At 45.5% G+C, this 18214-nt stretch carries 14 protein-coding genes; 5 read left to right on the plus strand and 9 right to left on the minus strand.

Features of this window, described 5'->3' with window-relative positions:
- Positions 1-98: 98 nt before the first annotated feature.
- From AB4517_RS18140 to lptM, 8 genes are all read right to left on the minus strand, one after another.
- Positions 99-2579: an EAL domain-containing protein gene (locus AB4517_RS18140; RefSeq protein WP_372149093.1), complete on the minus strand. Its 2481-nt coding sequence runs from the start codon at positions 2577-2579 to the stop codon at positions 99-101.
- A gap of 192 nt (positions 2580-2771) precedes the next feature.
- On the minus strand, positions 2772-5270 hold the full coding sequence (locus AB4517_RS18145) for an EAL domain-containing protein (RefSeq protein ID WP_017071799.1): 2499 nt from the start codon (positions 5268-5270) through the stop codon (positions 2772-2774).
- Between the two features lie 168 nt (positions 5271-5438).
- Positions 5439-6155, minus strand: coding sequence for a 5-amino-6-(5-phospho-D-ribitylamino)uracil phosphatase YigB (gene yigB, locus AB4517_RS18150; RefSeq protein ID WP_017068593.1), 717 nt, complete (start codon positions 6153-6155; stop codon positions 5439-5441).
- Between the two features lie 15 nt (positions 6156-6170).
- The gene (gene xerC / locus AB4517_RS18155) at positions 6171-7103 is read right to left on the minus strand and encodes a tyrosine recombinase XerC (protein WP_017061015.1); all 933 of its coding nucleotides are present in this window, start codon (positions 7101-7103) and stop codon (positions 6171-6173) included.
- The gene (locus AB4517_RS18160; protein ID WP_333913997.1) at positions 7072-7770 is read right to left on the minus strand and encodes a DUF484 family protein; all 699 of its coding nucleotides are present in this window, start codon (positions 7768-7770) and stop codon (positions 7072-7074) included. Before AB4517_RS18160 ends, xerC begins: the two co-directional genes overlap by 32 nt.
- Positions 7771-7814: 44 nt before the next feature.
- Positions 7815-8645: a diaminopimelate epimerase gene (gene dapF / locus AB4517_RS18165; RefSeq protein ID WP_017061013.1), complete on the minus strand. Its 831-nt coding sequence runs from the start codon at positions 8643-8645 to the stop codon at positions 7815-7817.
- Between the two features lie 11 nt (positions 8646-8656).
- Positions 8657-9910, minus strand: coding sequence for a diaminopimelate decarboxylase (lysA, locus tag AB4517_RS18170; RefSeq protein ID WP_017061012.1), 1254 nt, complete (start codon positions 9908-9910; stop codon positions 8657-8659).
- Positions 9911-9952: 42 nt separating this feature from the next.
- A complete protein-coding gene (gene lptM / locus AB4517_RS22820) occupies positions 9953-10069 on the minus strand; it encodes an LPS translocon maturation chaperone LptM (RefSeq protein WP_408063657.1) in 117 nt (38 codons plus the stop codon).
- Between the two features lie 75 nt (positions 10070-10144).
- Between lptM and cyaY the strand changes: the two genes are divergently transcribed.
- On the plus strand, positions 10145-10459 hold the full coding sequence (gene cyaY, locus AB4517_RS18180; protein WP_017061010.1) for an iron donor protein CyaY: 315 nt from the start codon (positions 10145-10147) through the stop codon (positions 10457-10459).
- A gap of 71 nt (positions 10460-10530) precedes the next feature.
- Here cyaY and AB4517_RS18185 read toward each other — a convergent pair whose 3' ends face one another.
- Positions 10531-13059, minus strand: coding sequence for a class I adenylate cyclase (locus AB4517_RS18185; protein WP_017066755.1), 2529 nt, complete (start codon positions 13057-13059; stop codon positions 10531-10533).
- A gap of 344 nt (positions 13060-13403) precedes the next feature.
- On the opposite strand from AB4517_RS18185, the gene hemC reads away from it, so the two are divergent.
- From hemC to AB4517_RS18205, 4 genes are read left to right on the plus strand one after another with little or no spacing between them, the layout of a single operon-like run.
- A complete protein-coding gene (hemC, locus tag AB4517_RS18190; RefSeq protein ID WP_017061008.1) occupies positions 13404-14342 on the plus strand; it encodes a hydroxymethylbilane synthase in 939 nt (312 codons plus the stop codon).
- A 2-nt stretch (positions 14343-14344) separates the two neighbouring features.
- The gene (locus AB4517_RS18195) at positions 14345-15073 is read left to right on the plus strand and encodes a uroporphyrinogen-III synthase (RefSeq protein ID WP_017061007.1); all 729 of its coding nucleotides are present in this window, start codon (positions 14345-14347) and stop codon (positions 15071-15073) included.
- A 19-nt stretch (positions 15074-15092) separates the two neighbouring features.
- Entirely contained in the window at positions 15093-16319 is a 1227-nt protein-coding gene (locus tag AB4517_RS18200) for a uroporphyrinogen-III C-methyltransferase (protein ID WP_017061006.1), read from the plus strand.
- Entirely contained in the window at positions 16319-17500 is a 1182-nt protein-coding gene (locus AB4517_RS18205) for a heme biosynthesis protein HemY (protein WP_017063752.1), read from the plus strand. The genes AB4517_RS18200 and AB4517_RS18205 overlap by 1 nt, the downstream gene beginning before the upstream one ends.
- The last annotated feature ends 714 nt before the right edge of the window (positions 17501-18214 follow it).

The raw sequence follows: 18214 nt of genomic DNA on the forward strand, positions 1-18214 counted from the left end.
CGGCGCACAAACAAAAAGGGTGAGCCATAAGCTCACCCTTTTTACATCGTATTTTCGTTATTGAGCCAACCAGTGTTTCACGTGAAACGCTCGCTCCATCAAAACAAACGCTGAGGTTGACCAAAGTAATACCCTTGCAAGTAATCGACCCCCATGTCTTCAGCAATACGGCACACCTGCTCATTATGAACGAACTCCGCCACCGTCTTAGCATTCAGAATCTGGCATAAGCTCACCAACTGCTGAGCGATCTTGCGCTGCTTTTTATCTTTATCAATATTGCGAATCAAACTGCCATCAAGCTTGATCACCTGTGGTTCTAGCTTCAATATCTCATCAATGTTCGAATAGCCCGAACCAAAGTCATCAACAATAATATTCACACCAAGATCGCGGAAGTGATTACACACCTCAATCAAGCGACCGTAATCCTGAATTTGTTCCGTTTCTAACACCTCCAAGCCAATACGCTGTGGGTGACTGATTTTCTTGATCGCTTGTTCAAGGTGAAGAATGGTTTTCTCATTGCTGAAATCTTGTGGCGCTAAATTAATTGAGAACGAATCGGTTCGCTGACTCATAAAATCGAAGGTGCGCGTTATCATCTGACGACTGAGGCGTGTATAGAGATGGGTTCCTTCAATGATTGGCAAGAACTTACCCGGTGCAATTAACTGACCGTCCTCTTCAATTCGAACCAAACACTCGTAGCTCTCTACCTGATGACTGTGTGCTGAAACTATGGGCTGAGAGCACGCCACAATATTCTGATTAAGCACCGCGCGACTCACGCACGACAGCCAACCAAGTTGCTCTTGGCGATGCTTCTCCAATTGAATGAGTGCCTTGGCGCTCACTAGGTGCTTGTTCTGGCTGACAGCGCTGCGCCTCGCATCAATCGCCTTCAACAATAAGTCATCAATAGAGGTAGTCGGGAAATCTCGACGGCTGGCGATACCCGCACAGATAGACACCGACAAGTAATCAATATCGGGTAAACCGGTAGGCTCAAAATTCACATGCTCGGTTTGATCGGCAAATTCCGAGAATCGCTGATGAATATGTTCTTGGCTCGCCCAACTATCAAACACCACCGCCCACTCACCAATACCGATACTGTAGAGCTGACAGCCCTCATCAAAGAACTGCCACAGCGCCTTTTGAAAGTACTCACTCAAATCATGCAGAAGCTTGTCACCTACTCGATAACCATACTTCTCATTGATCTGGCCAAAGGTCGTGACCTTCAAAGCTAGTAAGTGGCTATCACTGCTCATCTTCGACAGTTTCTCACGCAGCACACTTCGATTGGGTAAACCTGTACGGTGATCAATTCGATAGCTTGCCGTCAATGCAGTGGCTTGCTGCTGAATCTTACTCGCCATGCTGTTGTTCATGTCATCGACATCAAGCAGTGCATTTCGGATCAATGAAAACAGAGGGGATATGTTGGTCGCGGGTTGCGTCTCTAATGGCAATACCGCCTTACCCTCGCCTTCTCTAAGCGCAAGATAAGTGAGGCTATGGTGCAAGATTCGCTGTTGGCCATTCTCTTGATAAAGTTCTCCCATGCAGTAAACGCCATAGCTGTCGGCCAATTTTTGGAAAACCTCAACCTCTTGGTTGCCATCAATAAAGTCGATACGAGATGTACAGTTATAAATGAAGAACTGTTCTGGCCTATGAGAGGCGATCTGCTGCGCGCCCAGTCGTATCTGCTCTAAGGTCAGTGATGGATGGTCATAACAAAACCGGACCTCATCGCCCACTTGGAACAGGCCGCTGAATTCTATCTCTCCACTTTCCGTTACCTTGAGCGGTAAGTGAATGTTTTGCTCTTTCGGGTCACCGACCATCAAGGGAAAGTTATGCAGTTGCTCAAAAGGCACTTCGAGGCCATCAGCGAGGTAACGATTGTAGAGTTCGCGAACAGGCATCCCATCCAGTTCCAACAACCGGTTCTCTTGAGCACCTGTCACTCGAAAAGTTCGACCAATCGGATTCCATTCAGTGTAGTAACCCTTAGCGATGGAGAGCTCAACACTGTGCAGCGCCAACATCACATAGGCATTTTCATAGCAAATGCCGTCTAACATCACCCATCGCCCATTATCTGTGATGGTCGATGCACCGCCACAGATCGGTAATGAATACATCGACTGCTCAAACGCTGAAAATAGATCTCGGTTATTTATCTGCAAGCGGTCTGCGAAACAGATGATGCTTTGAGTATTATCATTGCACTCAAGCTGTTGCCACATAGCGTGGCTATCGAGCAATGGTTGTTCGCTATATTCGACAACACCACAAGAGTAAGACGTCGCGTCAAAGCGGGTAACAATCAGATAAAGACCTTGGTGCAGGATGACACCTTGACTAATGTAGTGGTTAGCACTGCAACCAATCAATTTGGCATTGGGAAAAGTCGATTGAATCACTTGGCAGGCAGCCAAAACAGAACCTTTCTCGAAAGACGAAAACACCTGAATCAGTAGGCTTTCATGTTGATGAAAATCTATCTTTTCCAATTCACGTTGGGTTTGCTCAATGTCTTGTATCAGGAGAGAAGTCGACTGCATATTCACATTAATCGTTACGTTAATGATTTATTATTGTGCTTATTATAGATAAGGCTTGCACGGAATACTTGCGATCGCGTTATGAATAATGTGACCTTAGTTAGACATCATTCATTCCGCCAAAAAGCAGTCATTAATGGCGGCGCAGTACTTTTATAGCCAGTCGTTACACAATGCGGGAAGCTTTAACTGCTAAAACAGTCGCTTAGGCTCACCGAAGTAGTAACCCTGCAGATAATCGACACCCATTTGCTCTGCTATCTCACAAACCTGTTGGTTATGGACAAATTCAGCGACCGTTTTGGCATTGAACACTTGGCACAAACGAATCAACTGAGAGGCTATGTTTCTTTGTTTTTGATCTTTGTCGATATTACGAATCAAGCTACCGTCGAGCTTAATGATCTGTGGCTCAAGCTTAATGATTTCCTCGATGTTGGAGTAACCAGAGCCAAAGTCATCAACAATGATTCTCGCCCCAAGCGCACGGAAGTGATCACACACCTCAATCATGCGGCCATAATCTTTAATCTGTTCAGACTCGAGAACTTCTAAACCAAGTCGAGTAGGATCGTTCATACCACTGATCGCAGCCTCAAGGACCTCGAGCGTCTTATCGCTCAACAAATCTTGTGGGGATAGATTGATAGAAAATGAGCTCTGCTTATCCGCCATATAGCCAATAGTGCTCTTAATCATGTGTCGACTAAGGCGCGTGTAAAGATGGGTGTCAGCAATGATAGGTAAGAACTTTCCTGGTGGCACAATAGTACCGTCCGACTCCATGATTCTGACCAAACACTCTTGGCCAATCATTTCGTGCGTAACCGACTCCACAATCGGCTGGGAATAGGTGATGATGTTCTGATCTAGAATCGCACGACTTACACAACTCAACCAACCGAGTTGCTCTTTGCGGTCCTCTTCGCTCACCTGAATATCTTTGGCATTGGTGATGTGGGTATTGTTACGTACTCCATAGCGTCGAGCTTCGATCGCTTTCAATAAGATCTGGTCACCACTGTCGGTTAAGAAGTCACAACGACTAGCAAAGCCGCCACACAGAGAAACTGACAGGTAATCAATATCAGCCAAACCATATGGCTCAAAATTTATGTGTTCGATGTCATCGGCGAACTCAACGAAACCTTCTTTTATTTTCGTACTACCAACACTAGCATTGAAGATAATCGCCCACTCTCCAACACCAATACTGAATAGCTCTACCTTCACGCGAGGCTCTTTAACCACACGAAGCTGTAATCGCTCGATAAAGTGATTAGACAGATCGAGTAGCAGCTGATCCCCCACTTGATAACCATACTTCTCGTTAACCTGATGGAAGTTGGTTAGCTTTAAGGTCAGCAGATGTTCACTGAACAGAATCGTATTGAGGCGCTCTTTCAGTACGATACGGTTCGGCAAACCAGTACGCGAGTCAATGCGATAGCTTTCGGTTAAGCGACGCGCTTGTTGATGGAGTTTCTTTTCCATCTGAGTATTCATACTGTCGAGATCAGCGACTGCATTTCTGACTAGGTTAAGCAATGGCGACACGGTTGAGCCACACTGAAAGTCTTCGCAATGAAACTCTTTAATCTCGTCAGACTCGCGCATAGCGATATAAGTCAAGCTGTGGTGCAGTATCTCTTGGCGGTCTTCATTACGGTATAGCTCCCCCATGCAGTAGGCACCACATGTATTCACTATCCCTTCAAATGGCTTGAGCTCAAGTTTACTGTCGATAAATTCAAGTCGAGATACGCAGTTATAAATGATCACCGATTCAGGCTGATGCATGGCTAGCATCTCGGCACCGTGGTGCACCTTTTCTGCAGTGAGCGATGGGTGGTTATAACAAAACTGCGCCTCTTCACCGACATGCCAAGGGCTATCAAACTCAATACTGCCATCATCATTAATACGTAGCGGCGTCGAGATACCCTTCTTTCTGCCAAGTTCTCGATAAAGTGGAAAGCTCATCAGTTGACTAAAAGGAAGGTCTTTGCCATCCGCAAGGTAATGTTTGAATACTTCAATAGCCGGCTTGTCGTTCAATGCGTATAAGCGATTTCCGATTGCGTGTGTGACTCGTAGCTTCATCCCAATCGGGTTCCACTCAGAGTACGCGTCCGACCAAACCTTCAATCTTGGGTTAGTCAGAGCCACAGCAACACAGGCGTGCTGGTAGGTTTGCTCGTTATACATAACCCAACGGCCAAATTCATTCTCATGGCACAGTCCACCAGCTATCGGCAAGGCGTAAGGCAAATTTTCAAAAGCGCTATAAATAGGATAATCACGCCCTTCAACCTGATCGCACAAGCTGATGACCGTTTTGGTTTCTTCTGTAAGGCGCAGCTGAAAAGCTAAGTCTTGGCTGTCTTGATTTGGATTGCCGGAAAAAGGCTGGACCGCAGAGGTTAGATGGGTTTCGTTGAACTCACTGATGATGACTAAGGTGCATGCACTTTCAAGGCAATTATCACAGATAACATGACGAGCACTCTGGCCAATTAGCGTCGCATTATTTAAACGATTGAGGGCAACACCCGCGATTTGACGAGCTAGATCTGAAGATTGAGCTGAGAAAATTTGAATAAGGTACTGTTTGCTGTCACACCATTCTCGCTGATCAAATTGAGCTCTAAATAACGCCTCAGTATTTGCGAGAAATGTAAATGTTTGCATGCCAACCCTTGTTCAAAATCGAGTGAAGTAACAACCCGCAACCACTGCTATGACTGAAATGAATCGATAAAAAGTAGTCGCCAATTATCCTAGCCTAATCAGGCTTTTATAGGCGACTAATGTAACAATTCAATAGCATAAATGCGACACAATAAGCTTACCGAGCCATTAAATTAGTCGCATAAGATCGCTAAGTTGGTCTATTTCAACATCAGGGAGCACACTCGCCTTCGGGGAGCGGTATAAATTGGAACCAGTGTCATTAAACCAGCACGCTTGGAAGCCATTTTGCTTGGCTCCATAGACATCCGTTTTGAGGTGATCGCCAACATGAAGAATATTCTCAGCGTCACAACCTAGGTGTTGCTGAGCTTTTTCAAACATATCTGGATAGGGTTTTGCTCTGCCATCAGGGCCGGCTTTAAGGATTAATTGAAAGTACAGCCCTAAGCCAATTTTGTGTGGATCGACATTGCCATTGGTAATCGCAACCAGAGGAATACGTTGGCTAAGTTCAGTCATCACTCGATGCGTTTCTTGAGGGACATCGACTTGATTACGCAACCACAAGGCATGCTCAATGCCCTCTCGAGCCGCTTGCTCTGCTTGCTGCAGAGAGTAACCCAATTGCAGCAAACCACTCTTAATCTGAGTTTCACGCCACACGGTGACATCATGTTTCAAAGCTGGGTTTTCAGATGCGACTTGCTGCTTAATGCCCTGCCACTCTTCAAGCGATAAAGAAGCCGACACTGGGTGCTTTTGATAAAGCCACTGTGCCATCTCTTTCTCAACCTTCATGATCACAGGCCAGTTGTCATACAGGGTGTCATCCAAGTCAAAGGTCATGGCTTTGATGGGCTTTAACCCTCGATAAATTCGCATAGTAAACCCTTTAATCTAATCTTTATTCTTCTTACGAGCTCTCGGGTGAGCCTGATCATAAGCTTGTGCTAAGTGTTGGAAATCTAAGTGGGTATACACTTGGGTCGTCGAGATGTTTTCATGGCCAAGCAACTCTTGCACAGCACGAAGATTTTGGCTCGATTCCAGCACATGCGTTGCAAAGGAGTGACGCAGTTTATGCGGGCTGATGTGGCTCGCGACAGATTGCTTCTTGCCCCACTCTTCCATGCGCTTTTGCACGCTGCGGTGAGAGATACGAGTCCCGAGCTTAGAGACAAACAGCGCGGTTTCACCCGGTGAAGCCAATTCACCACGAACTTTGAGCCATTTATCGACCCACTCTTTAGCTAAACCAGAAAAAGGCGCTTTGCGTTCTTTGTCGCCTTTACCAATCACTCGGATTTCGCCTTGTCGACCCAACACATCTTTCAGATTGATGCCGACCAGTTCTGCCAGTCGTAATCCAGCACCATACATCACCTCCATCATCGCTCGATCACGAATCGACAATGGATCGTCCTCATTCACATCAAGCAGTTGACCCACTTCATCAACATCGAGGTTTTTAGGCAAAGGGCGTTGTTTGCGAGGTGCAGAGACACCTTTGGCTGGATTGGCGGTCATTTCGCCACGCAACACAAGGAAATCAAAGAAGCTGCGCAGTGACGATAAGCGCGTTGCAATGCTGCTCGCTTTCATTCCCTCACGCATGCCTTTACTGGCCAGTTGTCTGACCCACGCCGCATCGACTTGACCCCAATCCTTTAGCCCTAGAGTGACTAAATGACCGGCCATGGTTTCAAGTTGTTGTTTGTAATTACGTTGGGTGTGTAGGCTGAGTCCCTTCTCGCTTCGGAGATATTCATAGAAGCGAGAAAGTGGCTTTTGAAGGCTGTTAGGAAGAGGTATTTTGGGCTCTAGGCTCATTATTTATCTGCCAAGGTAAGGTGTCCGCCAAATGAGCGACAACAAGTGCTAAATGGCGTAAAAAGAGCGTATCCATATGGGGTTGGAAATGTCCGCCATCTTCACTAGAAAAGGCGAGCAAACCCAATGGAGACTGCTTAGCAAGCGGTAGTACTACATAAGAGCCTAGCTCTGGAACTGGATAATCACCAAACAAATCGTGTCTGTCGGCTTTTCTCAAGCGTCCAAGATAAGCATCTTTGCCATTGAAATGGTTAAGCGAAAACTTAGAGTAACCCTCAGCACTCAACTGATAAAAGCCAGATTGCGAAAGAATACGAACATGGGCCTTAAGCCCAAGATCTAACGCTTTTTGTTCAACGGCTTTTATCACCTGCATGAAGTCACTGCATTTCAGCACTTGCGCTTGCAGATCCATAAACTCATAGAAGGTTTTATCGTTATTTGCTGCCAACGACATCAAGCCAGTGATCTCTTCTTCAAGCTCTTCGATTCGATGACGTTGGCGTTTAAGCTGAACCTCAACCAGAGAAACAGCGCCCTGCTCAACGTTATTGATAGCAAGGCGATCAACCAAATCTTTTCGGCCTTGGAAAAAATCTGGGTTATCACGTAAATATTCCGCGACCACTTCTGCGGTGAGTGCGTCGGCTTCAACGTAAGACAAAACCTATCCTTTATTTTTATGAATATATTTGTTTTGGGTCGTTATTAGCAAGAAAGTTGACCATCAAATACATGCGTTGCAGGGCCGGTCATAAACAGAGGTTTACCCGGGCCTTGCCAGCTAATGTGTAAGTCACCGCCTGGTAGACGAACCTTCACATTCTCAGCCAGTAAGCCTTGAGTGATACCCACTGCAACTGCGCCACACGCTCCGCTGCCACATGCCTGAGTTTCACCCGCGCCGCGTTCGTAAACACGTAGACGAACTTCTTCACGGTTAACGACCTGCATAAAGCCAGCATTAACACGCTCAGGGAAACGTTCATGTGATTCAAGTAGTGGGCCTAAGGTGTCCACATCAGCCGTGTCGACGTCATCAACCACGGTAACCACATGTGGGTTACCCATGCTTACCGCACCACAGAATAAGGTGTGTACATCCGTTCTTAGGATATACGTCTTCTCTGGCTGCTTGGCCTTGAATGGAATCTTGCCGGGTTCGAACTCAGGAATGCCCATGTTCACCGTGATCAGGTCATTCTCTTCAATCTTGAGAACCATTTTACCTTTCTTGGTACTCACGTTGATGCTGTACTTATTCGTTAAGCCTTTCATGCGAACGAATCGTGCAAAACAACGTGCACCATTGCCACACTGCTCCACTTCACTGCCATCCGCATTGAATATGCGGTAATGGAAATCAGTTTCTGGATCATAGGGAGCCTCAACCACAAGTAGCTGATCAAAGCCCACACCAGTGTGACGATCCGCCAAACGACGGATCAAATCTGGAGAAAAGAAAATATTTTGAGTAATGCAGTCCACGACCATGAAATCATTGCCCAAACCATGCATTTTAGAAAAGTGGAAGTGCATAACGCTTAAAATTACTCCGGAAGAATGTTTTCAAGTTCCCACAGACTCGTAAGCTCTTCACGCTGACGAACCAAGTGAGTTTTATCGCCATCCACCATCACTTCAGCCGCACGCGAACGAGTGTTGTAGTTAGATGACATCGCGAAGCCATAAGCACCCGCTGAACGAACTGCTAGCAGATCACCTTCTTCAAGAACAAGGTCACGATCTTTACCTAGGAAATCGCCTGTCTCACAGATTGGGCCAACCAAATCGTAAGTCACAGCTTCACCCTGACGAGGGCTAACAGGAACAATATCCTGCCAAGCTTGATAAAGTGCTGGGCGCATTAGGTCGTTCATTGCTGCATCGATGATGGCAAAGTTCTTGTGCTCTGTTGGCTTGAGGAACTCGACTTTCGTTAATAATACACCAGCGTTAGCAGCAATCGCTCTTCCAGGCTCGAAAATCAGCTCTAGATCAGAATGATTGTCTAGGCGAGCCAATAAGGCTTTCGCGTAGTCAGAAGGCTGTGGTGGTAATTCATCACGATAAACCACACCCAAACCGCCACCGACATCAAGGTGTTTGATGTTGATACCGTTAGCACGTAGCTGGTCTATCAGCGCAAGCAGGCGATCGGTTGCATCGATGAAAGGTTCGATATCCGTTAACTGAGAACCAATGTGGCAATCAATACCATGGATAGACAAGTTATCGAGTGTTTTTGCAAACTCATAGACAGCAGGAGCACGGTCGAAAGCGATACCAAACTTGTTATCACGCAGACCAGTAGAGATATAAGGGTGAGTGTTCGCATCAACGTCTGGGTTGATACGCAGTGAAATCGGCGCTTTAACACCAAGCTCACCAGCTACTTTATTCAGTCGCTCTAGTTCTGGTTCAGACTCTACGTTGAAACACTTAATGTTCAACTCAAGCGCACGCTTCATTTCAGCGGCTGTTTTACCGACACCAGAGAATACAACTTTTGCTGGATCGCCACCGGCAGCAACCACACGCTCTAGCTCACCGCCAGAAACGATATCGAAGCCAGAGCCCAAACGAGCCAAAGTATTCAACACGCCAAGGTTTGAGTTAGCTTTAACGGCATAACACACCAAGTGCGGATGCTCACCAACCGATGAATCAAACGCATTCCAGTGGCGTTCTAATGTTGCACGAGAATATACATACAGCGGTGTACCATATTGCTCTGCTAGTTGTGAAAGTGCGACGTCCTCAGCCCAAAGCTGGCCATCTTCCTGATAGTTGAAGTAATCCAAAGTTCTTATCCCTTATAAATAACGATTTCTGCGTGTTTTCACTTATTGTGATTGTTCGGTTTTCTGAACTTCATCAGGATCGTACAAAGGACCCGTTTGACCACAACCAGAAAGTCCAATAACGGACATCATAAATAGAGCAGCAATTAATTTTTTCATTTTGCATATCGTGATTATTAACTCAATGCCCCCTATAATCGCACCACACTCAGGAAAAGCAATAGGATAGAAAGGATGAACGAGACTGAATTTCATCAGCTGGTCGATATACAGATGCAAAACATCGAAGAAGCTATCGATGAATCAGAGGCAGATATTGATTACGAAGTGACTGGTAACGTGATGACGCTGGAGTTTGAGAACCGCAGCCAAATCATCATTAACCGCCAAGAACCAATGAAAGAAATCTGGTTAGCGTCTAAATCTGGTGGCTTTCACTTCAAGCTAGTTGACGACAAGTGGACATGTTCAAAGACGGGCATGGAGCTGTTTGAGATGGTTAAAGAAGAATGCGTGAAGCACGCAGGTGAAGCGATCGATTGGGTCTAATCATTTGTAAGCAAAACTAAAAAGGAGTGAATCAATCACTCCTTTTTCAATATCAATCGGGCTTAGTAAGACTAGATGTTGACTATCTTTGAGCTCCGAGAAGCTAAAGTTGCATCGTTACGATAAGGCACAACGTAAGAATTGCCTTCTTCAGGATGAACGATTTGGTAGTACTGAGGTAGGTTAAAGTTAATCAACTTAGACGACATCTTCGACTCATCTTTTACCGATGTGTAGAAAGAATTCACGCTCGCGATCATCTCATCTTTTTCACCGCTGTACTGGTGGTAGACCTCAACTTGGTTCGACTCGTCCAATACATAAATATTGAAGCCTTTGTCGGTATCTTCGAAAAAGAACTGAATCAAGCCCTCACTCGCAAAACCATCCACCACTTCTGGTAGCTGATACTCTTGCTCTTTATCGAGCATCAGTAAAGGTGAGCCTTTGAGCTTATTGGTTGAGATGCTACGGTAGAAATCGACCGAGTTTTCCAACATCTGTACCGACACACCACGACGTTCGAAGAACAGACCAAACATCTTATTAGCTAAACGAATAGCCTTAAAGCGGCGGCGCTTCTCGGGTTCAATCGGTTTCAATCGTAAATCGATACACTCAGCAAGCAGTTGATACACCATGTTACGCATCACACCACGCAGGTTTTTGCTGTAACAGAACACATCAACCGATTCTGGCGGTAAAGCATCTTGGTGCATTTTGCCAAGTACCGTCTTCAGCGCATCCAGCATTGCCGTATCACCTTGGAAATGCAGCGTACGTACTTCATGCCAAGAGTTACGATAAACTAAGTCGACACTGCCGACTAAGCTCTTACCTTCCTCACCAAAGCTGAAGATATCGGCGTTCTTGAGGTCCACTTTTAATGCACGACCACTTAATTCAGACGTCGGGTCATTTTCAAAGTTGATGAACATCGCTAGCTGGCTTATCTCACACGGGCTCGCCAGTGCTTGCATACTTGGGCGACGCTTACGCAAAGAAAACGTATTACGCAGGTCGCTCACCATTTGATAGAACTTATCGATATCGATGTGAGCGTCACGTACCACAGAGTGCAAACGTGTCGACTCGGTAATCAAGCCATTAAAAAACGACCATGCTACCAACTTACTCAAGTACTCATGGTGCTCTAGAGAAGGCTGACCAAGAATGCGGTGTGCAACCAGTGGCTGCTTATACAAGTACCAACCTGCTTTATTCGACTGACCCTGACGAACTTCGATGAAGCTCAAGTCGGGTTCATGCAGATCCGGAGAGATTTGTGGGTTCAGCAGTGTCACTTTACCTGGCAATACCTCAAACGCAGCGTAAAGCTTACGTGCCAAGATGCTGATATCTTGTGGACTGATTGCCGAAGTGATGTCGTTACGACGCGCAAATTGAATCAGATTACGGTAGCTCAGCATCAAGGCATCAAGCAGTGCATGGTGCACCACTTTAACCTGCTCAACCTTCCAGTTACGGCGGTTATCGAGCTCAGCAATGGTTTCATGTCCCCAATTCCAAGACTTAGTCATCTCAGTCAAGGCTTCACGACGCCACGCAACAGAACCAATGCCCGCATCTCGTGACAGCTTCTCGTGGGTCTTAAGATAAAAACAGCGTCTTACCAAGTCCAATCGAGTGTGGTCGTTAATGCGTTCTAGATAGCGCGTTACCTTTTCAAGCATCAGATAGTAGCTATCCATGCCATACAGATCCGGTTCATCCGCGAAGAAGCGACGCTTGGTATCAATACTCAGCAGTTGGGTGTTTGGGTATTCCCATGAATAGGCTTCTAACAGGATCGCCTTCAAAACCGATTTATACGGTGAGTCGATACTCTTATAGAGCTGCCACAGGTTTGAACCAAAGTACTCTTCAGCGGGAATGCGATTCAGCTTGCCGAAATCGATCCACTGCGAGCAATCAAGATACCCATCCTGACACAAACCTTGAACATACTCGTCGTAACACTCTTCCATTTCTGGCGGAATGATTTGCCACAACAAACGCTGACCAGCCAAACGAACCGCAGAGCGATAAAACTCATCAAGCAATAATAAGTGCTGTGAAGAACCACAGTTATCGCCGGTCATCTCTTCTGAATGGTTCGAACGGAAACGCTCTTCATCCATCAAGAAGAAGTTCGCTTCAACCCCTAAGGTTTCAGCCCAATCAGTAATCAAGAGACACTTGTTGGTTAGGCTATCGCGAGAGGCGCCATCCATATCCGGGGAAACACACACCCAGATATCAAGATCACTTGAAGTGCTTTGACCAATAGAAGAAGTACTACCCATGGTGTACAAGCCAAGGATTGCTGGTTCATCCGTCTCGGTGAGTTTGCCACCCAGCGTTAATTCGGTATCAGAGACAAATTGCTTTTGGAATTCATTAAGCGTGAAGCTACGAATTCCAAAAGGAACTTGTTGGTCATAATAACCAGGCATCATCGGGTGATTGAAGTGAAGCAGTGCGGGAATAAGGTTGAATACTCGCTGGCCTTGCACATTCATCAACGCCAACGCACGATCAATGCGCTGCTGATTTAGATTGTCTAATCGTTGAATCAAAGTTTGAGTGTAAGCCTGCAAGGTAAGTCCTTGGTTTGAGGTTAAGTGCAGTTCTGTTTAGTTACTGAACGAAAGGAGCAACAAAACGTGATCAATTTAACACTTTTACCCTTAATGGTAAAGCAAAGGAACCCGTCATACTGGTCAATTCCTTGATGACAGAAAGTTAAACTCACGGCGCCGTAGTGTCCTCTTTATTGACTATTTCTAATAATAGCCCATGTTTCAAATGAGATACTAATCACACTATTTTGGTGAACTCATGAAAATCTCTCAGCTATCAAAGTATGGAATGATCAAACAGTAAGAATTCTCGCCTCATAATGGTAGGATTAGGCTATTACAGAACCTATATCGGAAACACCATGACAAATTCAGCACCAATCCGTATCGCGACCAGAAAAAGCCCTCTTGCCCTTTGGCAGGCATACTTTGTAAGGGATGCACTGCAAGCTGCTCACCCTGGTTTAGAGGTTGAGTTGGTAACTATGGTGACCAAAGGTGACATCATCCTAGACACTCCGCTTGCTAAAGTGGGTGGTAAAGGACTGTTCGTTAAAGAACTTGAAGTAGCCATGCTAGAAGGTCGTGCTGACCTAGCGGTTCACTCAATGAAAGATGTACCTGTCGACTTCCCTGAAGGTCTAGGTCTGGTAACAATTTGTGAGCGCGAAGATCCGCGTGACGCTTTCGTATCAAACACTTACAACAACATCGACGAACTCCCACAAGGTGCTGTCGTGGGTACGTGCAGTCTGCGTCGCCAATGCCAACTGTTAGAATACCGCCCAGATCTGATCATCAAAGAGCTGCGCGGCAACGTTGGTACTCGTCTAGGTAAACTCGATGATGGTCAATACGATGCGATCGTACTGGCTGCTGCAGGTCTTAAACGTCTAGAGCTAGAAGAGCGTATTCGTAGCTTCATCGAACCAGAGCAGTCTCTCCCTGCTGTTGGCCAAGGCGCTGTTGGTATTGAGTGTCGCCTTGATGACGAGCGTCTGATTAAACTCCTTGAACCACTGAATCATAAAGACACGGCTGATCGTGTACTGTGCGAACGTGCAATGAACCTTACCCTAGAAGGTGGCTGTCAGGTTCCTATCGGCAGCTACTCATTATTAGATGGCGAAAACATCTGGCTACGTGCATTAGTTGGTGAACCGGACGGTTCTAAGATGGTTCGTGGTGAGATCTCTGGCCCTCGCAAAGATGCAGAAGCACTTGGCGTGACTCTGGCAAATCAATTGCTGGATGATGGCGCGAGAGAAATCTTAACCAAGCTCTACGTTGACCAAGAATAATCATGACAGTGTTGGTGACTCGTCCCGGTTCAGAGGGACAATCGCTTTGCCAACAACTAGCGGATGAAGGGGTTCAAGCAATCCATCATCCGCTGATTCGTATCGTGGATAATCCCAACTCTGCGGATTTAAGCACCCAGCTTAATAACAGCGATATCATTATTGCAGTCAGTCACCACGCCGTGGCGGCTGCCCAAAGCATCCTTTCAAAAACCTCATCCATTTGGCCTACTTCGCCGCTTTATCTTGGCGTTGGTCAAAAAACTGCGCACGTTTTAAGCAAAGTCTGTAAACAAAAAGTAAACTATCCTCAAGTTAGTGATAGTGAACATCTTCTTAAACTTACTGAACTTAATGGCGTAGAAAATAAGTCCATTTTGATACTACGTGGCAATGGTGGGCGTGAGCTCATTAGGGATTCTCTACTCAATCGAGGTGCACAAGTCTCTTATTGTGAGACCTACCGTAGAGAATATATTCCTATTAGCGACCACAATACCTATCAAACATGGATAAACAAAAAAACGTCCAAAGTTGTCATCACTAGTCAGGAACAATTGGAGTATCTCTGCTCAATTACCCCTGATGAGTATTTGGCTTGGCTTTCAACAAGACATCTATTTGTCCCAAGCCAGCGCATTGTAGAACGAGCACAACAACTCGGCTTCTCGAATGTGACCAATACTCACAGTGCTACGAACCAAATATTACTGGCTGCTCTCCGGCCCTAGCTAGAAACAGGAAATAAGCATGACAAGCAAAAAAAATAATGAGCATATTGAACCTGAAAAGAAACAAGATACTCAGCCAGTAGTTGTTGAAAACGAAAAAGCTGACTCTACAGAGACAAAACAACCTGAACAGAAGCTTGATGCCTCTGCTTCAAATACCGCTAAAAATGAGCAGCCTCAAGCTGAGCATAAAGAGCAAATAGAGAAAGCAGAAAAGCAAGGTAAGCGCGGTGTCAAACTAGGCGCTATTGCGATCGCTATTTCAATTATCTTCAGTGGCGGTATCGCATTTCAAATGCAGCAAAAGAGCGCTGAATACTCGGCTCAAATAGCCGCTCTTCAAGCACAACTTCAAAATACCCAATCTGCGGTAAATAAAGACCTACAAACCATCAAGCAAGAGACTATCCAAGAAGCCTCACACGCGGTGGAGAAAACTCAGGTCGTGCAATCTCAACAGCAGAAGAGCATTCAAAGCCTGCAGTTAGCAGTGGCTGACGTGAAAGGTCGCCGCCCGAATGACTGGTTACTTGCCGAAGCCGATTACCTTGTGAAACTAGCAGGACGTAAACTGTTCCTCGAGCATGATGCCGTTAGCGCAACCAAGTTAATGGAAAGCGCCGATCAACGTATCGCAGCACTGAATGACCCGAGCTTAGTGTCACTGCGTCAATCAATGACCAATGACATTACCAAGCTTCGCACTATTCCTCTGATCGACCGTGACGGCTTAGTTCTGCGTATCACAAGCTTGCAACAGCAAGTCGATACACTGCCGCTTGCCAATGCGATTCTTCCGGAAGCTGCGGTTGTTGAGAAAAAAGCGGTATCGCAAGATATTAATGATTGGCAGAACAACCTGATGACGTCGATGAAAGACTTCTCAGAAAACTTCATCACATTCCGCAGTCGTGATGGCGAAGTTATCCCTCTACTCTCTCCTGAACAACACTTCTACCTGCGTGAAAACATCAAAGGTAAATTAGAAACCGCGATTCGCGCCGTCTACAAAGAACAAGGTGAACTCTATAGCGCAGCTCTTAATACCGCTAGCGAGTGGTCGAAAGCGTATCTAAACCAAGATAACAACTCAGTGATTGAATTTGAGAAAGCGATTAAACAGCTAAGTGAACAGAACATCTCTGTGAAATACCCTGTAAAGCTTGAATCTCAAAATGAGTTGTCAGATGTGATACGTGAGCGCCTACGTCGTGAAGTCACCGTTATGACCACGGAGGAAAAATAATGATTCGTTGGATTTTTCTTTTTCTCGTTCTAGGTGCTGGGTTAATTGTTGGTACTCAGTTCTCTGGTCAACAAGGCTACGTTCTGATCTCAATTGCGAATAAGACCATTGAGATGAGCGTGACAACACTGGTTATCTTCGTCATCGCTCTTCTAGCGGCTCTATTCGGCTTAGAGTACCTATTTAAAAAGCTTATGTACGCGAGCTCGACAACTTGGAATTGGTTCAGTGTTCGTAAATTGAAACGCTCTCGTCGTTATACCAATGAAGGCATCATCAAGCTGCTTGAAGGTGACTGGAAAGGCGCTGAGAAGAAGGTAACACGTTGGGCTAACCATCACGACATGCCTCTACTTTGTTATTTAGTCGCTTCTCAAGCGGCGCACGAACAAGGTAATACGAGTGAGCGTGATAAGTACATCGAGCTTGCTAGCCAACAGGACGACTCTCTACTGGCGGTTGAGCTAACTAAAGCTAAACAGCAAATCAGCGAGTCAAACTACGAAGCTGCATTCGATACACTTTCTACCCTAAAAGGCACATACCCTAATAACACTGCTGTACTTGGCCTGTTAAAAGCCACTTACTTGCAACTGAAGTTATGGCAGCCATTGCTAGAGTTAACGCCTAAATTAGTTAAGAACAAACTTCTAACAGCTGATGAGCAACGTGAATTAGAACAGAAAGCACAATGTGGATTACTTCATGATGTAGCTCAACAACAAGGTAGCGAAGGTTTAATCAGCCATTGGAACAAGCTTTCAAGAAAGCAGAAACAAAGTTCGCACCTTGTATCTTGCTTTGTGAAGCAACTGATCGCTCGCAAAGCTGACTCAGAAGCGTTCACAGTGATCAAAGAGAACATTGCGAAGAGTGGTTCAAATGAGCTCTACATGTTGCTTCCAGAGTTGAATCTAGCCGATCACCACCCAGTAGTGGTCATGCTAGAACGTGCAATCAGTAAAGACAGTGGTAATGCCGAAGCACACAGCGCTCTGGCTCAGTTCTACTTAAGAGAGCAGAAGTGGGCGGAAGCACAAAGCCACTTCGAAAAAGCCCTAGCACTTCGCTCAAATGTTTCAGATTACGGATACCTATCTGACGCACTAGAGAAGCAAAACTTAACGAAAGCAGCTCACGAGGTTTCTCGTAAAGCGCTCGCTCTAGTTCAACCCGCTTAACTCTAAGCGACTCAAACTAAGCCGATGTCTAGCATCGGCTTTTTTGTATCTGCTATTTAACCCTAGATAACTTCTACAATAGCTATAAACCAAGCTCATCAAACACTTACCTGCCCAATACCAACTAACCATGAAATTGCTCAACTGGGCTTCTCAAACACACGGAGAACGACTTTAGTTGTGTCTGTACGAGTTTTACCATTCTTATAAACAAGTCCTTATAAGAGGTTCGAGAGGAGTCATAGAGAAAAGTGATACCTTGAAGTTCAAGAACAAATGGAGATCAGCTTGAGAGAAGGCGCTTAAAGATATTTACCCGCAGACAGATGCCCACTTAAAGTCACGTTGAATTAACAATTAAATAGCCATCAACGTTCCAACTATAAACCGTTATAACCGGGGAGTTCACGTAACTGCCTGTAGATTAATCTATTAAGTAGAGGGAGATAGCAAGAGTTACCGACCAACAAAACCTTGTTATTAGAAACGAGGCATCTTTATCAGCCAGTTCAAATTAGTAGGAGATAGAGCTCTCAAGACGCTCAGGAAAAGTTAATCAACGAACCAATAGCCACAAGTATAAACTTACGTAATCAAGCGCTGCTAGAGAGAGCAGAGCTTAATAATAAGTGTCGGAATATCAGAGCTCGTGATCAACGTAAAGCGCCTCTACAAACTCTGAGACGAATAATAAGACTCATACCAATCCGGAAA

The organism is Vibrio sp. 10N.222.52.C3 (assembly GCF_041474195.1).
Classification (GTDB): Bacteria; Pseudomonadota; Gammaproteobacteria; order Enterobacterales; family Vibrionaceae; genus Vibrio; species Vibrio crassostreae_C.

Bases quoted from the DNA above. Each gene is read 5' to 3' on its own strand.
- AB4517_RS18140 (WP_372149093.1), bottom strand. From the start codon at position 2,579: ATGCAGTCGACTTCTCTCCTGATACAAGACATTGAGCAAACCCAACGT.
- AB4517_RS18145 (WP_017071799.1), bottom strand. From the start codon at position 5,270: ATGCAAACATTTACATTTCTCGCAAATACTGAGGCGTTATTTAGAGCT.
- yigB (WP_017068593.1), bottom strand. From the start codon at position 6,155: ATGCGAATTTATCGAGGGTTAAAGCCCATCAAAGCCATGACCTTTGAC.
- xerC (WP_017061015.1), bottom strand. From the start codon at position 7,103: ATGAGCCTAGAGCCCAAAATACCTCTTCCTAACAGCCTTCAAAAGCCA.
- dapF (WP_017061013.1), bottom strand. From the start codon at position 8,645: ATGCACTTCCACTTTTCTAAAATGCATGGTTTGGGCAATGATTTCATG.
- lptM (WP_408063657.1), bottom strand. From the start codon at position 10,069: ATGAAAAAATTAATTGCTGCTCTATTTATGATGTCCGTTATTGGACTT.
- cyaY (WP_017061010.1), top strand. From the start codon at position 10,145: ATGAACGAGACTGAATTTCATCAGCTGGTCGATATACAGATGCAAAAC.
- hemC (WP_017061008.1), top strand. From the start codon at position 13,404: ATGACAAATTCAGCACCAATCCGTATCGCGACCAGAAAAAGCCCTCTT.
- AB4517_RS18195 (WP_017061007.1), top strand. From the start codon at position 14,345: ATGACAGTGTTGGTGACTCGTCCCGGTTCAGAGGGACAATCGCTTTGC.
- AB4517_RS18200 (WP_017061006.1), top strand. From the start codon at position 15,093: ATGACAAGCAAAAAAAATAATGAGCATATTGAACCTGAAAAGAAACAA.
- AB4517_RS18205 (WP_017063752.1), top strand. From the start codon at position 16,319: ATGATTCGTTGGATTTTTCTTTTTCTCGTTCTAGGTGCTGGGTTAATT.